Annotated in this window: 18 protein-coding genes; 10 read left to right on the top strand and 8 right to left on the bottom strand. The window is 43.6% G+C overall.

What is annotated here, in order from left to right; genetic code table 11:
* Positions 1 to 12: 12 nt before the first annotated feature.
* From BLR84_RS05270 to BLR84_RS05255, 4 genes are all read left to right on the top strand, one after another.
* Positions 13 to 1,356 carry an aminotransferase class III-fold pyridoxal phosphate-dependent enzyme gene (locus BLR84_RS05270; protein ID WP_090465313.1) on the top strand — a complete coding sequence of 448 codons (1,344 nt, stop codon included), beginning with the start codon at positions 13 to 15 and terminating at the stop codon, positions 1,354 to 1,356.
* 157 nt (positions 1,357 to 1,513) lie between these two features.
* On the top strand, positions 1,514 to 2,317 hold the full coding sequence (locus BLR84_RS05265; RefSeq protein WP_090465310.1) for an SDR family oxidoreductase: 804 nt from the start codon (positions 1,514 to 1,516) through the stop codon (positions 2,315 to 2,317).
* Positions 2,318 to 2,420: 103 nt separating this feature from the next.
* On the top strand, positions 2,421 to 3,377 hold the full coding sequence (locus tag BLR84_RS05260; protein WP_090465307.1) for a sterol desaturase family protein: 957 nt from the start codon (positions 2,421 to 2,423) through the stop codon (positions 3,375 to 3,377).
* A gap of 11 nt (positions 3,378 to 3,388) precedes the next feature.
* Positions 3,389 to 3,775: a DMT family transporter gene (locus BLR84_RS05255; RefSeq protein WP_090465304.1), complete on the top strand. Its 387-nt coding sequence runs from the start codon at positions 3,389 to 3,391 to the stop codon at positions 3,773 to 3,775.
* 218 nt (positions 3,776 to 3,993) lie between these two features.
* Here the strand turns inward: BLR84_RS05255 and BLR84_RS05250 are convergent, their stop codons facing one another.
* Entirely contained in the window at positions 3,994 to 5,493 is a 1,500-nt protein-coding gene (locus BLR84_RS05250; RefSeq protein WP_090465301.1) for an FAD-dependent oxidoreductase, read from the bottom strand.
* Positions 5,494 to 6,002: 509 nt separating this feature from the next.
* Here BLR84_RS05250 and BLR84_RS05245 point away from each other — a divergent pair.
* The 3 genes from BLR84_RS05245 (at position 6,003) to BLR84_RS05230 (ending at position 10,306) form a co-directional block, all read left to right on the top strand.
* Positions 6,003 to 6,923: a ThuA domain-containing protein gene (locus BLR84_RS05245; protein WP_090465298.1), complete on the top strand. Its 921-nt coding sequence runs from the start codon at positions 6,003 to 6,005 to the stop codon at positions 6,921 to 6,923.
* Between the two features lie 614 nt (positions 6,924 to 7,537).
* The gene (locus BLR84_RS05235; RefSeq protein ID WP_090465293.1) at positions 7,538 to 8,920 is read left to right on the top strand and encodes an MFS transporter; all 1,383 of its coding nucleotides are present in this window, start codon (positions 7,538 to 7,540) and stop codon (positions 8,918 to 8,920) included.
* A 507-nt stretch (positions 8,921 to 9,427) separates the two neighbouring features.
* Positions 9,428 to 10,306: a cyclase family protein gene (locus BLR84_RS05230; RefSeq protein WP_090465290.1), complete on the top strand. Its 879-nt coding sequence runs from the start codon at positions 9,428 to 9,430 to the stop codon at positions 10,304 to 10,306.
* Between the two features lie 11 nt (positions 10,307 to 10,317).
* Here the strand turns inward: BLR84_RS05230 and BLR84_RS05225 are convergent, their stop codons facing one another.
* Together BLR84_RS05225 and BLR84_RS05220 are read right to left on the bottom strand one after the other, a co-directional pair.
* On the bottom strand, positions 10,318 to 10,959 hold the full coding sequence (locus BLR84_RS05225; RefSeq protein ID WP_090465288.1) for a DUF2306 domain-containing protein: 642 nt from the start codon (positions 10,957 to 10,959) through the stop codon (positions 10,318 to 10,320).
* Between the two features lie 100 nt (positions 10,960 to 11,059).
* Positions 11,060 to 12,523, bottom strand: coding sequence for a tagaturonate reductase (locus tag BLR84_RS05220; protein WP_090465285.1), 1,464 nt, complete (start codon positions 12,521 to 12,523; stop codon positions 11,060 to 11,062).
* Positions 12,524 to 12,818: 295 nt separating this feature from the next.
* Between BLR84_RS05220 and BLR84_RS05215 the strand changes: the two genes are divergently transcribed.
* On the top strand, positions 12,819 to 13,850 hold the full coding sequence (locus BLR84_RS05215; protein WP_090465281.1) for a LacI family DNA-binding transcriptional regulator: 1,032 nt from the start codon (positions 12,819 to 12,821) through the stop codon (positions 13,848 to 13,850).
* Between the two features lie 27 nt (positions 13,851 to 13,877).
* Here the strand turns inward: BLR84_RS05215 and BLR84_RS05210 are convergent, their stop codons facing one another.
* The 4 genes from BLR84_RS05210 to BLR84_RS05195 are packed head-to-tail and all read right to left on the bottom strand — an operon-like array spanning position 13,878 to position 18,615.
* The gene (locus BLR84_RS05210; protein WP_090465278.1) at positions 13,878 to 14,660 is read right to left on the bottom strand and encodes a hypothetical protein; all 783 of its coding nucleotides are present in this window, start codon (positions 14,658 to 14,660) and stop codon (positions 13,878 to 13,880) included.
* Positions 14,661 to 14,701: 41 nt separating this feature from the next.
* Entirely contained in the window at positions 14,702 to 15,433 is a 732-nt protein-coding gene (locus BLR84_RS05205) for an MIP/aquaporin family protein (protein WP_090465276.1), read from the bottom strand.
* 35 nt (positions 15,434 to 15,468) lie between these two features.
* Entirely contained in the window at positions 15,469 to 16,974 is a 1,506-nt protein-coding gene (glpK, locus tag BLR84_RS05200; RefSeq protein ID WP_090465273.1) for a glycerol kinase GlpK, read from the bottom strand.
* Positions 16,975 to 17,016: 42 nt separating this feature from the next.
* Complete coding sequence (locus tag BLR84_RS05195) at positions 17,017 to 18,615, bottom strand: glycerol-3-phosphate dehydrogenase/oxidase (RefSeq protein WP_090465856.1); 1,599 nt, start codon at positions 18,613 to 18,615, stop codon at positions 17,017 to 17,019.
* A gap of 285 nt (positions 18,616 to 18,900) precedes the next feature.
* On the opposite strand from BLR84_RS05195, the gene BLR84_RS05190 reads away from it, so the two are divergent.
* Positions 18,901 to 19,494: a Crp/Fnr family transcriptional regulator gene (locus tag BLR84_RS05190; protein WP_090465270.1), complete on the top strand. Its 594-nt coding sequence runs from the start codon at positions 18,901 to 18,903 to the stop codon at positions 19,492 to 19,494.
* 80 nt (positions 19,495 to 19,574) lie between these two features.
* Positions 19,575 to 20,378 (top strand): SDR family NAD(P)-dependent oxidoreductase, encoded by an 804-nt coding sequence (locus BLR84_RS05185; protein ID WP_090465267.1) that lies wholly within the window; start codon positions 19,575 to 19,577, stop codon positions 20,376 to 20,378.
* A gap of 92 nt (positions 20,379 to 20,470) precedes the next feature.
* On the opposite strand, the gene BLR84_RS05180 is transcribed toward BLR84_RS05185, so the two are convergent.
* Positions 20,471 to 22,069, bottom strand: a complete 1,599-nt coding sequence (locus tag BLR84_RS05180) for a SusD/RagB family nutrient-binding outer membrane lipoprotein (RefSeq protein WP_218128208.1) — start codon at positions 22,067 to 22,069, stop codon at positions 20,471 to 20,473.
* Positions 22,070 to 22,087: the final 18 nt, after the last annotated feature.

Genomic DNA, 22,087 nt, shown 5'->3' with positions numbered 1-22,087 from the left:
AAAGATTTGACCATGGCTAATAAAATACAGTTAAGCAATAATTATCCCGACATCACCGAGTCGGACAAAATATACGAGCGCGCTTTAAAAGTTCAAAAACCGGTTACCCAAACCCTGGCTAAAGGTCCGGGTCAGTTTAGCAAAGGCGTAGCGCCCAAATACCTGGTAAAAGGTAAAGGCTCGCATGTTTGGGATGCCGATGGTAATGAATATATCGATTATAACTCGGCCATTGGCCCTATCTCCTTAGGCTACGCCTACCCTGCTGTTGATAATGCTATCCGCGAGCAACTAAACGATGGTATCACCTTCTCCCTGATGCACCCACTGGAGGTTGAATTATCCGAACTGGTACAACAAGTGATCCCGAATGCCGAGGCGGTTAAAATAGCCAAAACCGGTGCTGATGTTTGCTCTGCCGCCATTCGTGTTGCCCGCGCATTTACCGGTCGCGACAAAGTATTTTGCTGCGGTTATCACGGCTGGCACGATTGGTATATCGGTATCACCAGCCGCAATGCAGGCATTCCCGGTGCCATACAGGACCTTACCTACACTTTTGAATACAACGACATCGAATCGATAAAAGCAGCCTTAGACGAAAGCGTTGCTGCCCTGATATTGGAGCCTTTTATTTTTGAGGCACCCAAACCCGGCTTTTTACAGGAATTAGCCGAGGTATGCCGTGAAAATGGCACCCTGCTTATTTTTGATGAAATGTGGACAGGCTTCCGTATTGCCCTGGGCGGTGCGCAGGAATACTTCGATGTAAAGGCCGATCTGGCGGTGTTTTCCAAGGCTTGTGCCAATGGCATGCCTATAGCCCTGCTTACCGGTCGCGCAGATGTGATGGAGCTCTTCAACTCCGAAGTATTCAGCTATACCACCTTTGGCGGTGAGGCGCTATCATTAGCAGCCTGTATAGCTACCATCAACGAGCTGCGTGATAAAAATGTACCGCAATACCTTGATCAGCATGGTGCCTTGTTAAAAGACGGCTATAACCAGATCGCTATATCATTAGGTATGGACCAGTACACCCGCTGCATAGGCTATAACTGTCGCAGTATGGTAACTTTTACTCCGGAGGCTGGTAATGCACTGGAACTGAAAACACTGATGCAGCAGGAAATGATTAAACGTGGTATCCTTTGGGCCGGTTTCCATAACATGTGCTTCAGCCATACTTCCGAAGATATTGACTACACCCTTTTAGCCTACCGCGATGTATTGCAACTGGTTAAAGAGGCCATTTTAAGCGGCGATGTGAAAAGCTATTTAAAAGGCGAAGTTTTGGAGGCTGTTTTCCGTAAGGTGAGCAATTATAACATTAAGCCAAAAACCGCCGCATTATAAACGAGAATTAAGAGTCAAGAACCAAGAGTCAAGAAAATAAAAAAGAAAAAATAATAACTGATAACGAGACGTAGTTAAGCATACTGGTAGCAAACAAAGGTTTTTGTTTTTTCTCTTGATTCTTGACTCTTATATCTTGACTCTCATTATGAAGTATATGGAACTATTTTCATTACAGGGAAAAACGGCTATCGTGACCGGGGCACTGGGTCTTATCGGGCAAAAGCATTGCGAAGCACTGGCTATGGCCGGCGCGAACGTGGTAGCTGCCGATATGGACGAGAAAAAGGTAGAAGCCTTTGCCGCCAACCTCGGCGAACAACACGGAGGCTTAAAGATCGACGTAACCAGCAAACACTCTCTGGAGGTTGCCCGCGATAAGATCACCACCCGTTACGGCAGCATCGACATATTGGTGAATAACGCCGCCATTAACGATATGTTCGAGAATCCGGCTATGGCCAAAGAGCTCTCGGCATTTGAGAATTATCCGCTCGCGGCATTTCAGCAATCACTGAATGTAAATGTGACCGGCGTGTTTTTATGCTCGCAGGTGTTTGGTACCGTAATGGCCGACCAACGTTCTGGCAGCATTATCAACGTCGCTTCTACCTATGGTATGGTAGGCCCCGATCAGTCGATATACAAAAACGCGCAGGGCGAACAGGATTTTTATAAATCTGCCGCCTACCCGGTAACCAAAGGCGCGGTGATTAACTTCACCCGTTTCCTGGCTTCGTATTGGGGTAATAAAGGGGTGCGGGTTAACACACTTTCGCCGGGTGGCGTAGAGAATAACCAGAACGATTTTTTTGTTGAGAACTATTCGGCCAAAACATTACTGGGCCGTATGGCAAAGTCCAATGATTACCAGGGCGCACTGATATTTTTAGCCAGCGATGCCTCCGCCTATATGACCGGCGCCAACCTGGTGGTTGACGGCGGATGGACAGCGATATAAATTGTGGTGAGTAGTGAATAGAGAGTGGTGAGTGGTTTTTAAATTTTGATTAACTGCCCAACCACTCTCAACTCACCACTCACTACTCACTAACTTAAAAACAATGCCACAGGAAAAACTACTTACCGTTACCACTACGATACTGGTTTTGTGGGTAATATTCATTATTACCTGGGAACGGGTATCGCCTTACCGTAAAGGGTTAAAATTTTTCAGGGAAGGTTTCTGGATCGACCTGGTTTGGTATACCCTGATACAAAGCTATTTTTTAAAGATCCTGATATTTGATTATATCATAGCCCCTATTCAGCATCATTTCGATTGGTCGGCCATTCAGTTTGTAACCCATTGGCCTATAGCCGTGCAGGTGTTGTTTTTCCTGGTAACGCATGATCTGTACATTTATCTATTTCACCGACTGCAGCACCGCAGCAAATTTCTTTGGCGAACTCACGAGGCGCATCATTCCGGTAAAGAAGTTGATTTTTTATCAGGCTCGCGTTCGCACATCATCGAGATCATCATTAACCAAACCATTGAGTTTGCCCCCATTATTTTATTAGGGGCTGATCCGGCGGTGATACCCATCAAAGCCCTGCTGGATGCCATGTTCGGTATGTTTATCCACGCTAACGTGAACGTGAAGCTGGGCAAGCTCAAATATATCCTCAACACACCCGAGCTGCATTTGTGGCACCATGCCAATTACCAGGAAGTTTTCCATGCCAATTTTGCTACCAAGTTTTCCATCTGGGACCATCTGTTTGGCTCTGCTTATGATCCGGGACATTCACCTGGTAACGAGCGCGAGAACTGGGGATTAGGCTATGAGTACCCTAAAGATTATTTTTTACAGCACGCCTTTTCCGTAAAGCGTTTTGACGAAAACAAGCTGTTGAAATATAAATGGTTTGAGCGCTATTATAATTTGCGCCCGGCTATTTTATCTTTGTTGTTATCACCATGGAAAAAACAACATTCTAAAACCGATACAATACATCAACCCAAAACAATCGACACAAGCATAACCCCTCACCCGCAAGAAGAAATTTTGCAATAACCCGATAACCTTTGGCCTGGATATACATCATCATAGCAGCAGTATTTGAAACCGCGTGGACGTTTTCGGTAAAATACTTTAAACTAAGCGATCTTAAACTGCTTACCTGGCACAACTTTTACCGGGTTGATGTGAGCTTCCCGCTATTGGCGCCATTGCTGGGTTATATCCTGTTTGGTGTGTGTAACGTATACTTCTTCTCCCTGGCCATCAAAGAGCTCTCTACAGCCACCGCATACGCCATCTGGACCGCAGCCACCCTGGTATTTATCAAAGTAGCCGAAATGGCCTTCTTCAACAAAACCATCACCTGGATGGAGGTTTTCTTTATCTCCCTCATCATGATCGGCATTATGGGTTTAAAATTTTCGGTGTCGCATATCAACCAGGTGCCTTAGGGGATTGGACGGATTTTGGGAGTAAGGATCAAAGACAAAAAATAAAAACCATGTCATTGCGAGAAGGAACGACGAAGCAATCTCGTCATATGTATAAACGCGAGGAGATTACCACGCTATCGCTCGCAATGACATGATTGTTTTTTAGTTCTTAACGTTAATTGGGTGTCATGGTGAGCTTGTCGAACCATGACCGGTCTTTAACTCAGATTGTAAACTCACACCTTGCCAATTTCCTGTGCCACCCGCTGCGCCGAGCGGATGCAGGACTCCATTCCCCGGCTCATATTATCGGCATAGGTGCCTGCAAAATAGATCCGACCTTCGGGCAGCATTACCTGCGGCCAGAATTTACGCATAGTACCTATCGGGAAGGGCTGCATTTCGCAGGCCGGGGCAAAGCGGTCCTTCGTCCAGTCGAACGTTAGGGCCTGTTCTATGGTATCATGTTTACCCGGGTACACAGCCCTGAAAGCCGCCAGAACACGTTCTGGCGATATGCCACCCGGGCCAAAGGCTTTCAGAATCACTCTTTGGGTATCCACCTCGTTGGTTTCTTCCCATATAGACGATATATCCGGGTGCTCAAACTCCATATTGATGGTTTTAAACCCATCATCGAGCCAGAATTTGGAACTGGCCTCAAACACATAAAAAGGATGTGAAGAATACCCCATGCGGTTAACCACATACTGCTTAGCCGGGGATAGCGGCGGACTAACCGGGATAGTTTTAAATATGGGCAGGGTGATGCAGTTCACCAAAAAATCGGCCTTCATTTCCTGAATTTGAGTAGTACCGTATGCTTTGTAGGAAACCGTTACCCCTGTACTATCATGCTTAATGGCCGTAACCGGGTGATTAAGTTTAACCCTTGCACCCAGACGTTTGGCAAAAGCCATAGGCAGCTGCTCGTTACCATCTTTTAAGTGATAGGTATCCCCTTCTGATGCCGGAATCCCCCGGGATTTCATCATAGCCGACCGCCACAGCGCGTATAGGGCATTGGTAGTACTTCCTCCCAAAAACCGAAGCGCGCCCGGCGAAGCGCCTTCTTTTTTATAGATTTCGGCTATGGCTATCTGGTCGTAATCATCGTAACCCACGCCAAAGGGCTGGTACGGGTCGGTAAACTTGCTCAGGTATGGTTTCAGGTAAAAATCGCTCAGGGCGTACATCGGGTTTTCCGACAGAAATTTGATCTCCTTTTCGTTAAACCCGAATTTGGTTAGCACCGCCGGGTCTTTCATCATTTCGGGAGTGTAAAATTTCCCGTCGATCATTTTGAGGGTATGATTATCGGGCGCAGCCTCTGAGCCTTCGGCATGCGGATATGGGATAGCCTTGAGCTTAAATTCATCAACATATTCAAAAAAGCGCTCGTAGCCCGGTTTGGTGATATGGTCGGCACCATAATCAGCATACAGGCCATCAGATAAACCATCGCGACCGGTAAACACATGCCCGCCATAGCGGCCGCTGGCTTCCAGAACAACCACCTCATGCCCGGCCTTCATCAATTCATAAGCGCAGCATAGCCCAGTTATCCCAGCGCCGGCTACGATAACCTTTTTACCGCTTGCCGTTATTGGCTTATCTACTTGATTTGTGCTTGTACCACTCTCTTCTGCCGCTTTAATGATCTGCGGACCCAAAATAGTACCGGCACCGGCCAGTAAAGTGCCTTTGATAAATACCCTTCTTTTGATATTTGCCATTCTCTTGTTTTATGAGGTAAATGAACTATAGCCCGATAAGCTATCAGCCTAAATATACTATACAAAGGGTTTTATAAACAAGTTATAAAGTTATTTATTCATATTCAGCATGTCGCGTAGTCGACTCACCCGGTCTGCGCTTCGCTGGATCACCCTATCTTCGCCTTTGGCGGAAAGAGGGTTGAAACCCATTCTCCCCGTGCGTCATTGCGAGGCACGAAGACAACCGACCGGAGGGAGCTCATTAATCCCGATAAAAAACGATCAAAAGATTAATAATCCCCGATAAGCAGAGCAACCCTGTGCAGCATAGAGATTGCTTCGTACCTCGCAATGACGCGCGAAGGAAAGAAAGCAGGCGAAGAGGGGTGACAAGCGCAGCGATGTCGGGCTGAGTCGATACCGCGCCTTTTATAAAAACTTTTACAACAACTTTTTTACGCTTTAGCTTTCGTTGCCATAACATACAGGTAATAGCTTATCCTATCTTTATACCACAAATAATTTCCATGAAATATCTTAAATATAGCTTACTGTTTACCTGTTGCTTATTGTGCTCGGTGGTATGTGCAAAAAATCACCCTAAAAAAATCATCCAGGTGCTTATTGTTGATGGTTTCAGTAATCACGACTGGAAACAGACAACAAAAATGGTGAAGCAAATATTGGATGGATCGGGCCTGTTCAACATAACCGTTTCAACTATACCTGTAAATCTGCAGGATTCCACCGTTCAATCAAGCTGGAAACCCAACTTTAAAAAATATGATGTAGTTATACAAAATACCAACAACATCCAGAATCCGAAGCTAAAATGGCCTTTAAGCGTGCAACATGAACTGGAAAACTATGTTAAAAATGGCGGTGGTCTGTATATCCTGCACTCCGCTAATAATGCTTACCCCGATTGGGCCGAGTATAACAAAATGATAGGCTTGGGCTGGCGGTCAAAAAGCTTCGGTTATGCACTCACGGTTGATTCATTGGGTAAAATAGACAGCATACCACCAGGCCAGGGCCAGGATACCTATCATAACGACAGGAGCAACCTGCTCATCAGCGTATTGAATCCCCATCCTATCAACAGATCTTACCCTAAACAATGGCTTACACCCGATGTTGAACTATACCGTTTTGCGCGTGGCCCGGCACAAAACCTCACGGTACTCTCCTATGCTAAAGACCCACTTACGGGCATCAACTGGCCGGTGGAATGGATCGTGAAATATGGTAAGGGAAAAGTTTATGTATCAAGCATGGGGCATTTGTGGAAAGGCGATACCTATCCACCTGCCTATCGTTGCATAGGTTTCCAAACCACTATGATAAGGGCGGTTGAGTGGCTTGGAAGCGGCAAAGTTACTTATCCTGTACCAAAAAACTTCCCTTCTGCTACAGCGGTAAGCATGGCGCCGCTTGATGTGAAATAAAATTAACTGCGTTTAGATATAATTTTAGCTTACTGTTTGTATTTTTAGATAGACATGCAAGAATTAATAGGATTTGTTATTGGGCTTTTTTATCTCAGACTATGTGCTTATTCGGGGTCTAAACGTTTAATGGGCGCGTTTAATGGAATAATGTATGGTGTTCTCTTTTCATTTTTAGGAATCCTGTTCATCCTATCCTTCAAACGGCTTGACGATCATAAAGTTGATATTTAGTGTATAATCGGCCCGTTCAAGCATCTACGCTTGAACTTTATTACGGGTGAACGTCCATGCTCCCTGGAGGTTTAAAAAATGGACTGTCACCCTGAGCTCCGTCGAAGGGTAGAGCGCAGAGGCCCGCCCACCATACTTCGACGGAGCTCAGCATGACACCCGTTTTTGTTACCCCTAATTACCGCAAGTGTACCGCTTGTGGCCCAATAACTAATGTTCAATTCCCCATCCCCTCAGGGTCTTCTTCTGGAGACACCGAAGGGACAAAAGCAATAAAAACATTTATTCATATTCGATATGAATATCACATTTCATTTTAAACCGAACTGTAATGGTTTTGGAGGAGGTATCTTTGTACTGTACATCAATACCTATAGACCATGGCAGAGGCGGCGATAAGCAGAGGACGCAAAACAAAATCTCCCTTTATTTTTATAGTGGGTACCACCAGTCTGGCATTTGTGGTATCGCAGTTGGATGTATCCATCGTGAACATCGCGCTGCCGCAGATATCCGCCTCGTTTAAGGCTGATATCAGCGAACTGCAATGGATAGTGGATGCTTATACCATCGCTTTTGCCGTGCTGATGCTCTCGGCTGGTGGCATGAGTGATCTGCTGGGATCGAAGCGGCTTTTTCAATTTGGTCTGTTAGTATTTGGCATAGCCTCTACAGGCTGTGGTTTTGCATGGAACCCATTTAGTCTGATCGTTTTCCGCGTGTTGCAGGGTGTTGGTGCAGCAGCCATGATCCCCAGCTCCCTATCCATCCTAAACCAGAGCTTTGCCCATGAGGCTACCCAACGCAGCAAAGCCGTAGCCTGGTGGACAGCTGCCGGTGGTGTATCCATAGCTGCCGGACCAATCCTCGGTGGCCTGCTGATGCACGTGAGCAACTGGCGGATGATATTTTTTGTGAACGTTCCTATTTGTCTGATCGGTATCCTGTTAAGCGTTAAACTCACCGAAAGCGAAAAACACGCCAACAAAGGTTTTGATATTCCCGGTCAGCTTACCTGGATGCTGGCACTTACGGCGCTTATAGCGGCTATTATCGAATTGCACCACCTCGGTTTTAACAATCCCATCATCTACGGCGCGCTTATTTTCAGCGCCATTATGTTTATTATTTTTCTGCGGATAGAACAAAAAGCCAGGTCCCCTATCCTTCCACTGGATCTGTTTAAGTCGCCGGTTTTTAATGTGCTGGTATTACAGGGCATCGTATTGAATGCCACCTATTACGGAACCGTATTTGTGCTGAGCCTGTACCTGCAAAATGTACTTCATTACCCCTCCCTCACAGCAGGCATGGCTTTTTTACCGCTTACAGCAGGGTTTATCATTTCCAATCTCATCAGCGGCAAACTCATGGCCAAATACGGCACACGCGTACCCATCATCACAGGGCTCAGCATCGGCGCAATCGGTTATGCTGGCTTGCTCATCGCACATGCGCATACGCCCTACTGGCAGCTGTTTTTCCCTTTTATTATCATTCCACTGGGGATGGGGCTTGCCGTACCCGCCATGACCACGGGTATCTTATCCACCGTGGCCAAAACCCGTTCCGGCACAGCATCGGCAGTATTAAACACCACGCGACAAGCCGCTGGCGCCATGGGCGTAGCTGTATTTGGCGCCATGACCAACGGCGGCCCAGAAGCTATAGTAAATGCTATAACGGTGAGTTCCCTTATTTCGGCCGCGGGCATAGTTTGTATCCTTTTGTTGATTTACCGGTATTTGAAGATAAGTAGGTAGTAGAGGGCTTTTACAGCGCAGACGGCAAAAGAGCATTGGGCGAAGATGGACCAAAACACAGAGCGGTCATCCTGAACTTGTTTCAGGATCCCACAGGATGAGTTAGCCAATATGTTATACACCTTACTTGTGGGGTGCCGAAACAAGTTCAGGATGACTGGACTTATGGATTAATATTCCACCCAAAATTTCGTATCTTTGTATAGATACAACAGCCCGGGTTTCTTGTAAAAAAGACACTCGGGCTGTTTTATTAAGGCCCAAACAGAGACAAAAACCGACCATTTTGCATGTAGTTATTTGACAGTCAATTATTTAATACTTTTTAAAGTTTAAAAAACTCATCAAAACGGTGTTAAAATTTGTTAAAAAGTGTTAAAATCGGGGTTTTTGAATGATTTTTGAGCCGTTTTTGCCCCTGTTTCGACTAAAAAAGTGTTAAAATTGAAGGTTTAAAAAGTTTTATTTTAGCATTTTCATCCGATCACTAAAACAGACCAAATCACCATGCCTGATAAAAGAGTAGTTTTTGATTTTGATATTTCTTTCACCAATGGCGGCGGCATCCAGGGTCAGGATTTCAGACTGGATATTGTCGGCGATACTATTACCGACCAGGAACTGGCCGATTATATTGTAAACGATATGCAGCTACTCATGGTTGGCAAGGTTGATATCCTGAACAAATATTACATCGAAGAAAAACATAAACGCCAGGCTGTTAATATCCAGCCTGATGATAAATATATCGACCTGAGTCATACCATTTTTGATGGCCTGATAACCTATAAAGGCTTGCCTTCACCTATCATTTGCGATTACCTCAGCCGGGAGCAGTCCAAAGCCAACTATGAACCGGGTACGGAATTCCAGATAGGAAAAATAGAAATGGTGACCAATACGGGTACTTATATCGACTGCCCTTTTCATCGTTTTGAGCATGGTAAAGATCTGTCTGAAATGGAGTTAGAACGTTTTGCAGATCTGGATGCCATTGCCATCAATGCCGAAAACGCAACCGAAATTGGCAAAAGCTATTTTACCGGTAAAGAGATCAGGAACAAAGCTGTACTGGTTTATACCGGTTGGGCAAAACATTGGAACACACCGCAATATTTTGAAAACCATCCCTACCTTACAGCCGATGCAGCTGAATATTTGAAAGAATGCAACGTAAAACTGGTGGGTATCGATAGCCATAACATTGATGACACCCGGGGTAAAAGTCGCCCGGTACATACCATTCTATTAGGAGCCGAAATACTGATATCTGAGCATTTATGTAACCTGGACAAATTACCGGAGAGCGGCTATAAATTCAACGCGGTACCGCCAAAATTTAAAGGTGTGGGTACATTCCCGGTAAGGGCATATGCCAGCTTTTAATTGCTGACAGTCTATATCGTTTGAGGAACTTGCTCCGGTTTCGCTGTTCTTTTACTGATAATGATCTCAGCAATGATCAGATTTGGTACCCAGCACAACCAGGATACGATGCGATACGCCGGTATAAAATCATGAAAAACAAAGCCAGATAATAAAGGTAGCCAGATACGCAAAGTAACGGCGGCCAAAGTGAGGGCGTAATTGCGTATCATCCAGTTTTCATGCTGGTATACATCCCTTTTCAGGATGCTGGTATAAGCGCTGAATACGGTTATAAACCATAACATGGCCAATATGCCAAAACCTAAAACATTGCCTATACCACCAGTAGCAAAAAAAGCGATGAATAATCCGCTGATACTGCTTAGGCCAACAGCAATAACGTAAATTTTGCCAACCAGCCGGTGGGTACTCAGATATTTTTCGCGCAGCTTTTTACTAAATTGGGTCCACCCGGTTAGCAGGGCAATACCACCAAAAGTAATATGTGCATAAAACGCTCCATGCCATACTGCATTATCTAATACGGCCTGGGGTTTAGTACTGAGTAAACCGTTGGTTTTCATATCCACAAAATAGTAAGCAAGTGGATGCAGGCCTATGATGATAGCAAAAACAGCAATTAAAATCCAGGATATTTTTTTCAGCTTCATGAGGTTTAGTATTGGTGACCTTTACTTTAACCCTTAGATGGTAAGCGCTGAAAATTTGTTACAGCCCTACAGCAATTAACCCGAACAGTTATCCTATACCCTATTTGAAGCTGTTGAACCGTTCAATTACCGCGTCTTTGAATCCCGGTAAAACGGTAAGATCGGTATCCCAAAGATCAGTATTGGTCAGTATATGATGTATGGCTATGTTTGGTTCTACATTTTGCCAAACAGTTGCAAAATATTCAGCAAAGCTGTCGGTAACTTTATACTCCCGGTTATTTACTATCCCGGTATAATGGCCCTCCTTACTTAATTTGATCTGCATAAACCGGATAAAAGCGGCAAAGCCAAGGACCATATGTTCCGGGATTGCGTTATGTAGTTTATAATGGTTCAATAATAAAGGGATCACCCGCATTTTGATCTTAGTGGTGTATTGTACCGAAATACTTAACCATTCGTGCCTGATATACGGGTTACGAAACCTGTCGAGCACTTTACCGGCAAAATCGGCAGCTACCTTTTCATCAATTTTGTACGGGATAGCAGGTAATATCTCGTTAAACATCAACGGTGTAATGAAATGTATAAAAGCTTCATCAGCCATGGCTTCTTTCACCGTTGCAAAACCCTCCAAAATGGCCCAGGCACAGCTTAAGGTGTGCGTACCGTTCAGCAAACGCAATTTAAGCTCCCTGAATAATTCAATATCAGGCGTAATAACAACACTTTCATCAACCTCATAAAATGACAAAACCGACTTAATATGATCATCCCCTTCAATGGCCCACAGGCTATATGGCTCCGTTATGATACTCAGATTATCTGTGTAGCCACTTTTTGCTTCAATTTCATCGTTTAAGGCCTTATCGGGCCTCCCTGGAACAATACGATCAACCAGCGAATTGCAAAAGCGGTTATTACTTTCCAACCAATCCATAAAGGCCGGTTCCAGCTTGTTAAGGTGTGCCAATTCAAGTATGATTGACTCTAATTTTTTACCGTTATCAATTATCAGCTCAGTAGGTATAATGACCAATCCGCTCTCGGCACTCCCATTAAAGGCCTTATATCGCTTATATAAAACCGCCAATAATTTACCAGGGTAAGATACCGGAGGATGCTTGCTGATATCTTCCTTTACAAGCTTGATACCTACTTCTGTGGTATTGGAAATGATCACCTGTAAATGAGGACTTTGAGCAACTTCCAAAATAGCGTTCCAATCGATTGTAGCTGATAACACGCGACTAATGGCCGAGCATATGACCTGCTCATTTATTTCTTGGCCGCTTGCAATACCTTTTGTATAAATAGTGTACAAACTATCCTGTTTATCAAAATCAATAGCCGAACCCGTATCGGTTGATTTTACTACGACTATCCTGCCGTTAAAAACGCTCTTGCAATTGGCTTTGTCAATAAAATAATCAGGTAAGCCACGTAAAAGCACCCCGGTACCAAATTGTAATACTTTTTCAGGAAGTTCAAATATTTGCTCATCCGGTAGGCCCGATACCGGCAAATTGATTTTGTTTAAATTATATTTTGATAAGATCATGCACTCAATAAAAAAGATGTATTTATCGGTTCTTGTTGGTTTATTATTATTGGGGTAATTGAGCCGTACGGCTCAATTACCAAACAAGGTTAAGTACAAGTAGCTAATAAAAAAAAGATATGACGTACTAAAACCATGCAAACGTTCCCGGAAACGTTTGCATGGTTTAGATCCTTTAATTGTATTCAAACTGGCATAGGAGATCTGTAATTTTACACTAACTTAGCCCTGTAACAGAGAACTCTCATTGTAAACCAATGTCATGCTGGCCCCTCGAAACACCTTGAACTAAATTATGTTTGAATCTTATACCATAAAAGATATAGCAAAGGCGCTGGGCCTGTCAACATCAACAGTATCAAGAGCTTTGAACGGAAGCTATGAAATAGGCGCTGAAACAAAAAAATTGGTATTGGAATATGCCGAAAAGGTAAACTACCGGCCAAATCCTATAGCACTTAGTCTTAAAGAACAAAAAAGCCACTCCATTGGTGTTGTAGTATGTGAAGTTGCTAACACCTATTTTTCGCAGGCTATTAATGGCATTGAATCAATTGCTTATAATCGGGGATACCATGTTATTATCACGCAAACGCATGAATCATTTGACCGGGAATGCACCAATGTAAAGCACCTTTTGTCGCGCCATGTAGATGGCTTGCTGGTATCCTTATCTGCCGAATCAACCGATACTTCTCAGTATAAATACCTGCATGAAAAAGGATTTCCAATTGTATTTTTTGATCGGGTTGCGGCAGATGTTGATACCCATAAAGTAATCGCGAACAACTTTAAAGGATCATTTGATGCTGCCGAACTTTTAATCAATACAGGTTTCAGGAAAATAGCCCACTTAACCAGTTCCAATAACCTGTCAATTACCCAGGAAAGATTTAACGGTTTTAAGGCAGCGCTTGACAAACACAACCTTGATTTTAGGGCAGGTTATTTAAAGCACTGCAATCATGGAGGTATGATACAGGACGAAGTTGAATTTGCGATTAAAGAGCTACTGAGCATGGACGAGCGCCCTGAAGCTATTTTCGTTGGCAGCGACCGGCTTACCATTAGCTGCATGCACATTCTAAAAAAGCTGGGGATCAAAGTTCCGGACAATATAGCCATTGTCGGCTTTACTAACTCAGATGTGGCAGAGTTGTTTGATCCGCCCTTAACAGTTGTGCGCCAACCGGCATTTCAAATAGGACAGCTGGCCACTGAAATGCTGATCAAGACCATTGAAAGCAAATGGCCTGTTGAGGAATTTACTACAGAACAAGTGGAAACCGAGCTGATTGCCCGGGCATCATCTCAAAAACTTCGGTAGCACCCACCTCAACAGGCATATAATTACTTAAAACGCATTGATTATTAATTGTAATGCCCCGTATTTATGTTCCGGACTAAACATGGCCGTGGCGGAAATTGGCATATGATAGTTAAAAAGCACCAGGTCCTTATTCAGGGTTAAGCCGGTGTTAACAATATTGGGTTTTGAGCCATAAAAATTCACCCGTCGGCCAAAAGCGAAACCGCCTCCTGCAAAAATATGCAGATCAGAACTTCCTTCTTTCCATAGCCTGTAGTCCAATATCACATAATTGGAATAAGCGTTACCTAAATCGCCATTGCTTTTTACATAGGTATCCCGCCCCTGCACAATGGTGCTCCAGTTGATACTGAGCGGAAATGCATCCTTAAACTGATAACCTACTGTAACATCAATAAAGTGCGATGTGCTTGCCTTGTTATAGTTAAACAGATCGGCATTAGGATAATTGGTAATGTTGTTAATATCCCATACAGAAGCGCTGAACCCGGATTTTTTATCTTTATAGCTCACATAGTAGTCAAACTCTTTGTAATCGCCCGTGAAACCGGCACCACCCCATAAGCCAACGGCGAAACTACCATCGCGGGTAGTATAATGCATATCTACGTCCGTAATGGGTGCGTTTGATACCTTAAATCCGCGCCATATATATAATGACCTTACCTGTAAATTAACATCAAACGGGCGGTATTTTTTTACAATGATCGAGTCTTTTTTCCTTGCTGTGGTGTCTTGTGCCATGCCTTTAAGGCAAAGGCATAGCCCAAGTATGGCCAAAAAGCCAACTTTATAAATCGTTTTCATAAAACTCTGGTTTTAAAAAGAAATAATAATTGGATTATGTGTTAATGACTCAGGTTAGTGTATAAAAAAGCGGCTATCGCGGCACCAATAATGGGGCCGATAACAGGTATCCAGGCATAAGCCCAGTCGCTTGTACCTTTGCTTTTGATAGGTAAAATAGCATGCATGATGCGTGGCCCCAGGTCACGCGCCGGATTAATAGCGTAGCCCGTAGTACCACCAAGGGATAAACCGATTACCCAAACCAATAATGCTACGGGCAATGCGCCTACAGATCCCAACCCAACGGGGGTTTTACTGGGTGTTATCTCTGCTCCGGAAATATAAAAGATAGTGAACAACAGCACAAATGCACCGATGATCTCGCTTGCAATATTTGATTTATAGTTACGAATAGCAGGTCCCGTACAAAAAATCGCTAAGATCCCACCTGGATTATTGGTACGCTGAAAATGATCGTAATACATTAACCACACTAAAAAAGCGCCTAAACAGGCTCCTAAAAGCTGTGCAGCAATATAAAGCGGCACACTGGCCCAGGCAAATTTACCGGCAATGGCCAGGGCTATGGTAACCGCGGGATTTAAGTGCGCCCCGCTATATGGCCCGGCAACAACCACACCTACAAAAACGGCCAGCCCCCAAGCGGTGGTAATAACAATCCAACCGCTATTATTCCCTTTGGTATCATTTAAAACAACGTTGGCAACTACGCCATCGCCTAAAAGTATAAGCAACATGGTGCCTAACAACTCAGCTATGAATGGTGACATATTGATATTAAAATTAATAGTGAATAATCAATTAATTAAGCCTCTGGCAGTTCATCAGTCCAGGACTGGGCAGCATGAATAGCTTTTTTCCAGCCTTTGATCCCTTGTTTAATTGCAGGTAGATCAGCTTCGGGTGTAAATTCCTTTTCTGATTTCCACAACTGTTGTATTTCCTCTACGCTTTCCCAGTAACCAACCGCCAAACCTGCCAGATATGCAGCACCCAGAGCCGTTGTTTCTACCACGTTTGGCCTGATCACTTTACAATTGAGCAAGTTTGATTGAAACTGCATCAGCAGATCATTCGCCGTAGCACCGCCATCAACTCTTAATTCTTTAATTTCCATCCCACTATCAGCCTCCATCGCTTTGAGTACATCCATAGTTTGATAAGCTATAGATTCCAAAGCTGCCCTGGCAATGTGCGATGCTGTGGTTCCCCGGCTCAGGCCAACAATAGTCCCCCGTACATCAGGTTTCCAGTAAGGTGCACCCAGGCCGGCAAAGGCAGGAACAAAATAAACACCCTGCGTATCCTCAACAGCCAAAGCCAGTTTTTCTACGTCGGCAGATGTTTTGATAATACCCAAGCCATCTCGCAACCATTGTACAACGGCACCACCAATAAATATACTGCCCTCAAAAGCGTATTGTATCTTCCCGTTAATTTTCCAGGCAATGGTAGTCAACAGGTTATTTTTTGATTCAATAAATTTATCGCCAATATTCATCAGCATAAAGCAGCCTGTTCCGTAGGTGTTTTTAACCATGGCCTTTTCAATACACATCTGGCCAAAAAGTGCCGCATGCTGATCGCCAGCTATGCCCGCTATAGGAACTTTGGAGGCAAAAATGGTTGTTGCCGTTTCGCCATATACCTCACTGGATTGTTTTACCTCGGGCAACATACTTTTTGGTATACCCAATAAAGCGATCAGCTCATCATCCCATTCCTGAGTTTGGATGTTGAAAAGCATCGTACGACAGGCATTGGTAACATCCGTAATGTGCACATGTCCACGGGTAAATTTCCATACCAACCAGCTATCTACCGTACCAAATGCCAGTTCGCCTTTCTCGGCCCTTGCACGGGCACCTTCTACATTATCCAAAATCCACCTGATCTTTGATCCGGAAAAATAGGCATCGATCACCAGTCCTGTTTTGGAACGGATCATATCCTCGTGCCCATCCTGTTTTAATTTGTCGCAAAAAGCAGCCGTACGGCGATCCTGCCAAACAATAGCATTATATACAGGCTCACCTGTATTACGATCCCACACAATAGTGGTTTCACGTTGGTTGGTAATACCTATAGCTTTCAAATTGGTACCGTTTATGCCCATCTTAACGGTGGCTTCTGCTGCTACACTGGCCTGAGTCGACCAGATCTCATTCGGATCGTGTTCAACCCAACCCGATTGCGGGAATATCTGTTTAAATTCTTTTTGGGCAACAGATTTAATTTGCCCTTTGTGATCAAATACTATAGCTCTTGAGCTGGTAGTTCCCTGGTCTAATGCTAAAATGTAATCTTCCATAATTTACGTTTTTCACTGGTTTGGATATAATTAATTGACTATCTATTGTATTGGTTTGGTTTGATAAGGCTCAAGCAGGTAACCGTTGGCTAAAGCGGTAAAAGATGCAACCTGTTCCTTCTCCCAGGCGGCGTCTTTGTTCAATTCTTGGGCTATCAGGCTGGCCACAATCGGGGCCATATCAATAGCGGCACGCGCATTGAGGAATAAGGACCGTACACGGCGCGCCAGAATATCTTCTACATTGCGGGCCATCTCATGCCTTACTCCCCATACCACCTCTGCCTGTATATAAGGCATATCTGGGTGCATTTTTTTACCCCATTCCGCGTTTTCATTTACCAGTGACAGCAAAGCATCTTCATCACTGCCATACACATATAAATGATCATTCCGGTTTACGTTGAGTTTACTGCCGTGTATCGACAGGTCTTTAGTAACACTTGGTTTGGGACCTAGTTTACCTACCTCAATAGCTTTATTAATCGTATCTTCTCCCATCCTGCGGTAGGTTGTCCATTTACCCCCGGTAATGGTGATCAGTCCAGAATCGGATACCAGCAGCTTATGACTACGTGAAATTTCCTTTGTTTTGGATGAATCACTTTCCGGAGCAGCCAATGGGCGCAAACCGGCAAATACACTGAGCACATCCTTACGGGTTGGCGCTTTGGTCAGGTATTTTTCAGCGGTGCGTATAATAAAGTCGATCTCTTCTTCCAATGCCCGAGGTTCAAGGCTATGTTCATTAAGCGGGGTATCCGTTGTACCTACAACTAATTTATCATGCCACGGAACGGCAAATAGCACCCGGCCGTCTTCCGTTTTAGGGATCATGATGGCATCCTCGCCTGGCATAAATGACCGATCGAGCACCAGGTGCACACCCTGGCTTGGCCTAACTAGTGGCTTTTTGCCAGGTTTATCCATCTGCAACAGATCATCAACAAATACACCAGTGGCATTAATAACTGTTTTACATTTTATGGTATAGGTTTGGTCAGTCTCCATATCGGTGGTAATTACACCGGCAATTTTCTGTTGATCGTTTTTAATCAAGCTAACCACGCGAAAGTAATTCAGTACGGTAGCACCTTGCTCAAGTGAGGTTTGCGCAAGGTTAATTGCAAGCCGTGAATCATCAAACTGACCATCATGATACACTACCCCACCCCGTAAACCTTTTTGATTGATGGTGGGGAGCTTACTGATCACCTCTTTTTTGGAGATATGTTTTGCGCGGCCAAAACCAAGCTTGCCAGCTAACAGATCATAAAGGGTTAGGCCAATAGTATAAAAAGCGCCACCCCACCATTCATAGTTAGGAATAACAAATGATTCGTTTTTTACCAGGTGAGGTGCATTTTTAAGCAACAGACCGCGTTCATGCAAAGCTTCACGCACCAGGCCAATATCACCCTGGGCAAGATAACGCACACCACCGTGTACCAGTTTAGTACTCCGGCTGGATGTACCTTTTGCAAAATCAGCCTGTTCTAATAGCAGGGTTTTATAGCCTCTGGAGGCAGCATCAACCGCAGCGCCTAAACCAGTGGCGCCACCACCTACTATCACCACATCCCAAATTTTATCAGGATCGGCTATGGATTTTACAATATCGCTTCTGTTAGTTGCAACCATGATTTTTATATAGTTATATTTTATCAATCAGTTTCGATTCACATATCAAAATTATAAATAATAACAATTAGAAACAAAACAAAACTAACTAATAATTAATTTTTCACAAAAAGAGAACAAAAAAGCTATTTACAAATGAATAATTCATCAAAACAATACAAAATGAAATACAATTGAAATAAAACGAAACAAATTAAACAATACAACACAAACAATAAAGAGCTACCCAAACCAAATCTTGAAAAAGAATGACCATATAACAGGCAAATTGTTATAATTTTATATATGGAGCTCCAACAACATCAAAAATTGATAGATCTGCTTTCGGGACTGATTTTCATTGACAACAATGACAAGGATATTATTGTTGAAAATTTTGAGCCTGTGAGCTATCAAAAACGATCTGTACTTGTTAAGCACCAAGGATTCGCCCGGTATATGTACTTTATAAATTCAGGATATCTAAGGACTTACTACTACACAGATGGTCAGGAGATAACCAATCAGATCAATTGCCCCCTGGGTTTTATGACAGCATTTGGCAGCTATATCTCAGGTACGCCCTCACAGGAGCAACTGGAATGCATAACAGATTGTGATCTACTGCGAATAAAAAAAGAAAAACTGGAGTCACTATTCCAACTTTATCCAAAATGGGCCGATGCGGGCCGCATCATCAATGAGCACGTGGCATTTTACAATTCACAACGTACCCGGGATCTTGTTAGCAAAACCGCCGAGGAAAGATACTTGCAACTCATGAAACAACATCCAGATTTTATCCACAATATTCCCTTACAATATATTGCATCTTTTATAGGCGTAAAACCGGAATCACTTAGTCGCATACGCAGATCTGTAGCTGGTCAACTGATTTGATCACTTTTTTAATTTCCTAACATAGGTTAAGCAATCTCGTATTTTAATGATATACTATTGCAGCTGTAAAAGCTAATAATATGAAATCATTAAAAAATAAAACAGCACTAATAACAGGAGCCTCTTCTGGAATTGGCGAAGCCTTTGCCCGACAGTTCGGACAAATGGGCCTTAACCTTATTTTAACTGCCCGGTCAGGTGATAAACTGGCTAAAGTTGCAGCCGAGATCAGAAAAGAGCATGCTGTCGACGTAAAGATCATCACAGCTGATCTTACCTCCCCCTCTGCCGCCGACAAGATAGCGCAGGAAATCTGGAATGACAAACTCCATGTAGACATTTTGGTAAATAATGCCGGGTTTGGCAAATGGGCCAATTTTCTTGATGAAGAAAAACAAACCTATACCGAAATGATTGCCTTAAACATAGATGCCACAGTAAAGCTATCCCATCTTTTTTTACCACAGATGCTTAAAAATAAAAGCGGCGGCATTATCAACATAGGCTCAACCGGATCATTTCAACCTACACCCTATATTGCCGTTTATTGTGCTACAAAAGCCTTTGTGCTCAGTTTCTCGGAGGCTTTGTTTGGCGAATACAAGGATAAAGGCATCACCATTACAGCCGTATGCCCGGGAAATACTAAAACTCTTTTTTCTGAAGTTGCGAATGCCCAAACGGAGGGGCAGACCTATGCAACTCCGCAACAAGTTGCTAAAGAAGGTATTGCAGCCTTCATGAAGGGGAGAAACTATACCGTAACAGGCAGCTTCAACAATTATATACAATCCCTATCTTCACGCTTCCTGCCCCGCCGAACCATTATAGGTATTGTTGCCAATATGTTTAAAAACAAGGTTAAAAGCTATTCTTTAACATAATTGTCAACATCAATAAAACAAAGTGGCGCCATATAAGGGCCACTTTGTTTTTATAAGATAACCAGCATTTGGATGCTGCTTTAATGCTTCAATTAAAAATTTGCTTTGTTTACATCCCACCATACTCTTGTGCCACCATTATCCGGGCCTCCCAGTAAGGTAACGGCCTTTTGCACTTCGGCTCCATTGGTCGTATATTCATTTTGAGGGTATGCCAGCCTACGGATCTGGATTTGAGTATCAATCGTTCCGCTGCTATTATTATTTACAACCGTAAATAATTTAGGATAACCGGTTCTGCGAAACTCTGTCCATGCTTCCTGACCCTCCGGGAACATAGCCAGCCATTTCTGGGTAATGATCCGCTCCAGTTTTTGCTCGTTAGTAGCCCCTGCGTTCCAGGCAACTGTAATCGATGAAACCGCGGTTGCATTATTAGCAGCATTCAAAGGATCTACATAATCCTTAGGCTTACTAACCGCATCACTAACATAACTACCACCTGAAACTCCCCATTGAGCTAAGGATGTATTTATACCGGTTTCGTAATTGGTTTTTACGTCACCCGCACCCGGCCAGTTGCGCAACGCTGCTTCTGCTTTCAGAAACCAGACTTCGGCAGCGGTCATCATCATCATAGGCGATCCAGATGCCACAATAGTGTTTGGATTTAAAACAGAGAAGCCGTTGTAACCAGGCTTTGCGGTAACTGCCGAACCTATACGGATACCTTTATACTGACCGGCAAAATGCGTATCGGTAGCCGGCGACAGGTATTTAGGCAAACGCGGATCCTTATATCCTACCATATATGATTCCAAAGAAGCTCCGGCTGCTATATCAGTCCAGCTCGTGGTAATTGTAAAAAGTGGATTATGGTATCCTGAGCCAGAAATGCCGGCATTGTCATCATTAGTTGTAAGCAAACCACCAGGAGCCGTCAAAGCTTTTTGAGCTTGCGCCTGAGCGGTTGTCTGATCTATTTTAGTAAGGTGCATAGCCAGGCGTAACCGTAACGAGTTAGCAAATTTAAGCCATTTGGTATAATCGCCACCATAAACCCTGTCATATGTTGCAAAAGGCGTTTTGCCAGGATTAGCTGCAATAAATGTATTTAAATTAGCCGCGGCTGTATCCAATTCCAAAAAGAACCGATTGTAAACGGCTTGCTGACTATCATAGGGCGTATTCAATATAACAGAACCTGCTTTACTATAAGCTATCGGCCCGTATTTATCGGTTACCCTATCCATAATCTCTACTTTTAATATCAGGGCTATCGCCCAAAAATCCGGAAGATTGGCTTTGGCGCCAGTTTTGGCAATACCATTAACAGCGAATAAGGAGGTTGAATAGGAATCGATAAAAATCTGCTGGTTCCAGCCATCAACTAAACTATAGTTCAGGTTGTTAATGTTTCCCCTGAATGGGTTTGGAGACATCATATAGCCCGAATAGCAATCGGCATTCAGGTTCTGATCAAGCTGATACCCGCCCTCTTCATTAAAAACTGAATATTGTAACCCTGGAAATACCAAACCAACAGGGTAATCCTTAACACCTGTATTATCTGTATTGAATTTTTCGAAGTTCTTTTTACAACTGGTAAAAGTAAATATTACCATTGCAAGCAGCCCGGCCATCCCGTAGTTAAAGCCGGAGCGTACAATTAATTTATAATGTGTTTTCATTACTTTCATTTTTAAAAG

The organism is Mucilaginibacter sp. OK268 (genome assembly GCF_900103125.1).
GTDB lineage: Bacteria > Bacteroidota > Bacteroidia > Sphingobacteriales > Sphingobacteriaceae > Mucilaginibacter.
This window is presented reverse-complemented; position numbering and strand designations above follow the sequence as displayed.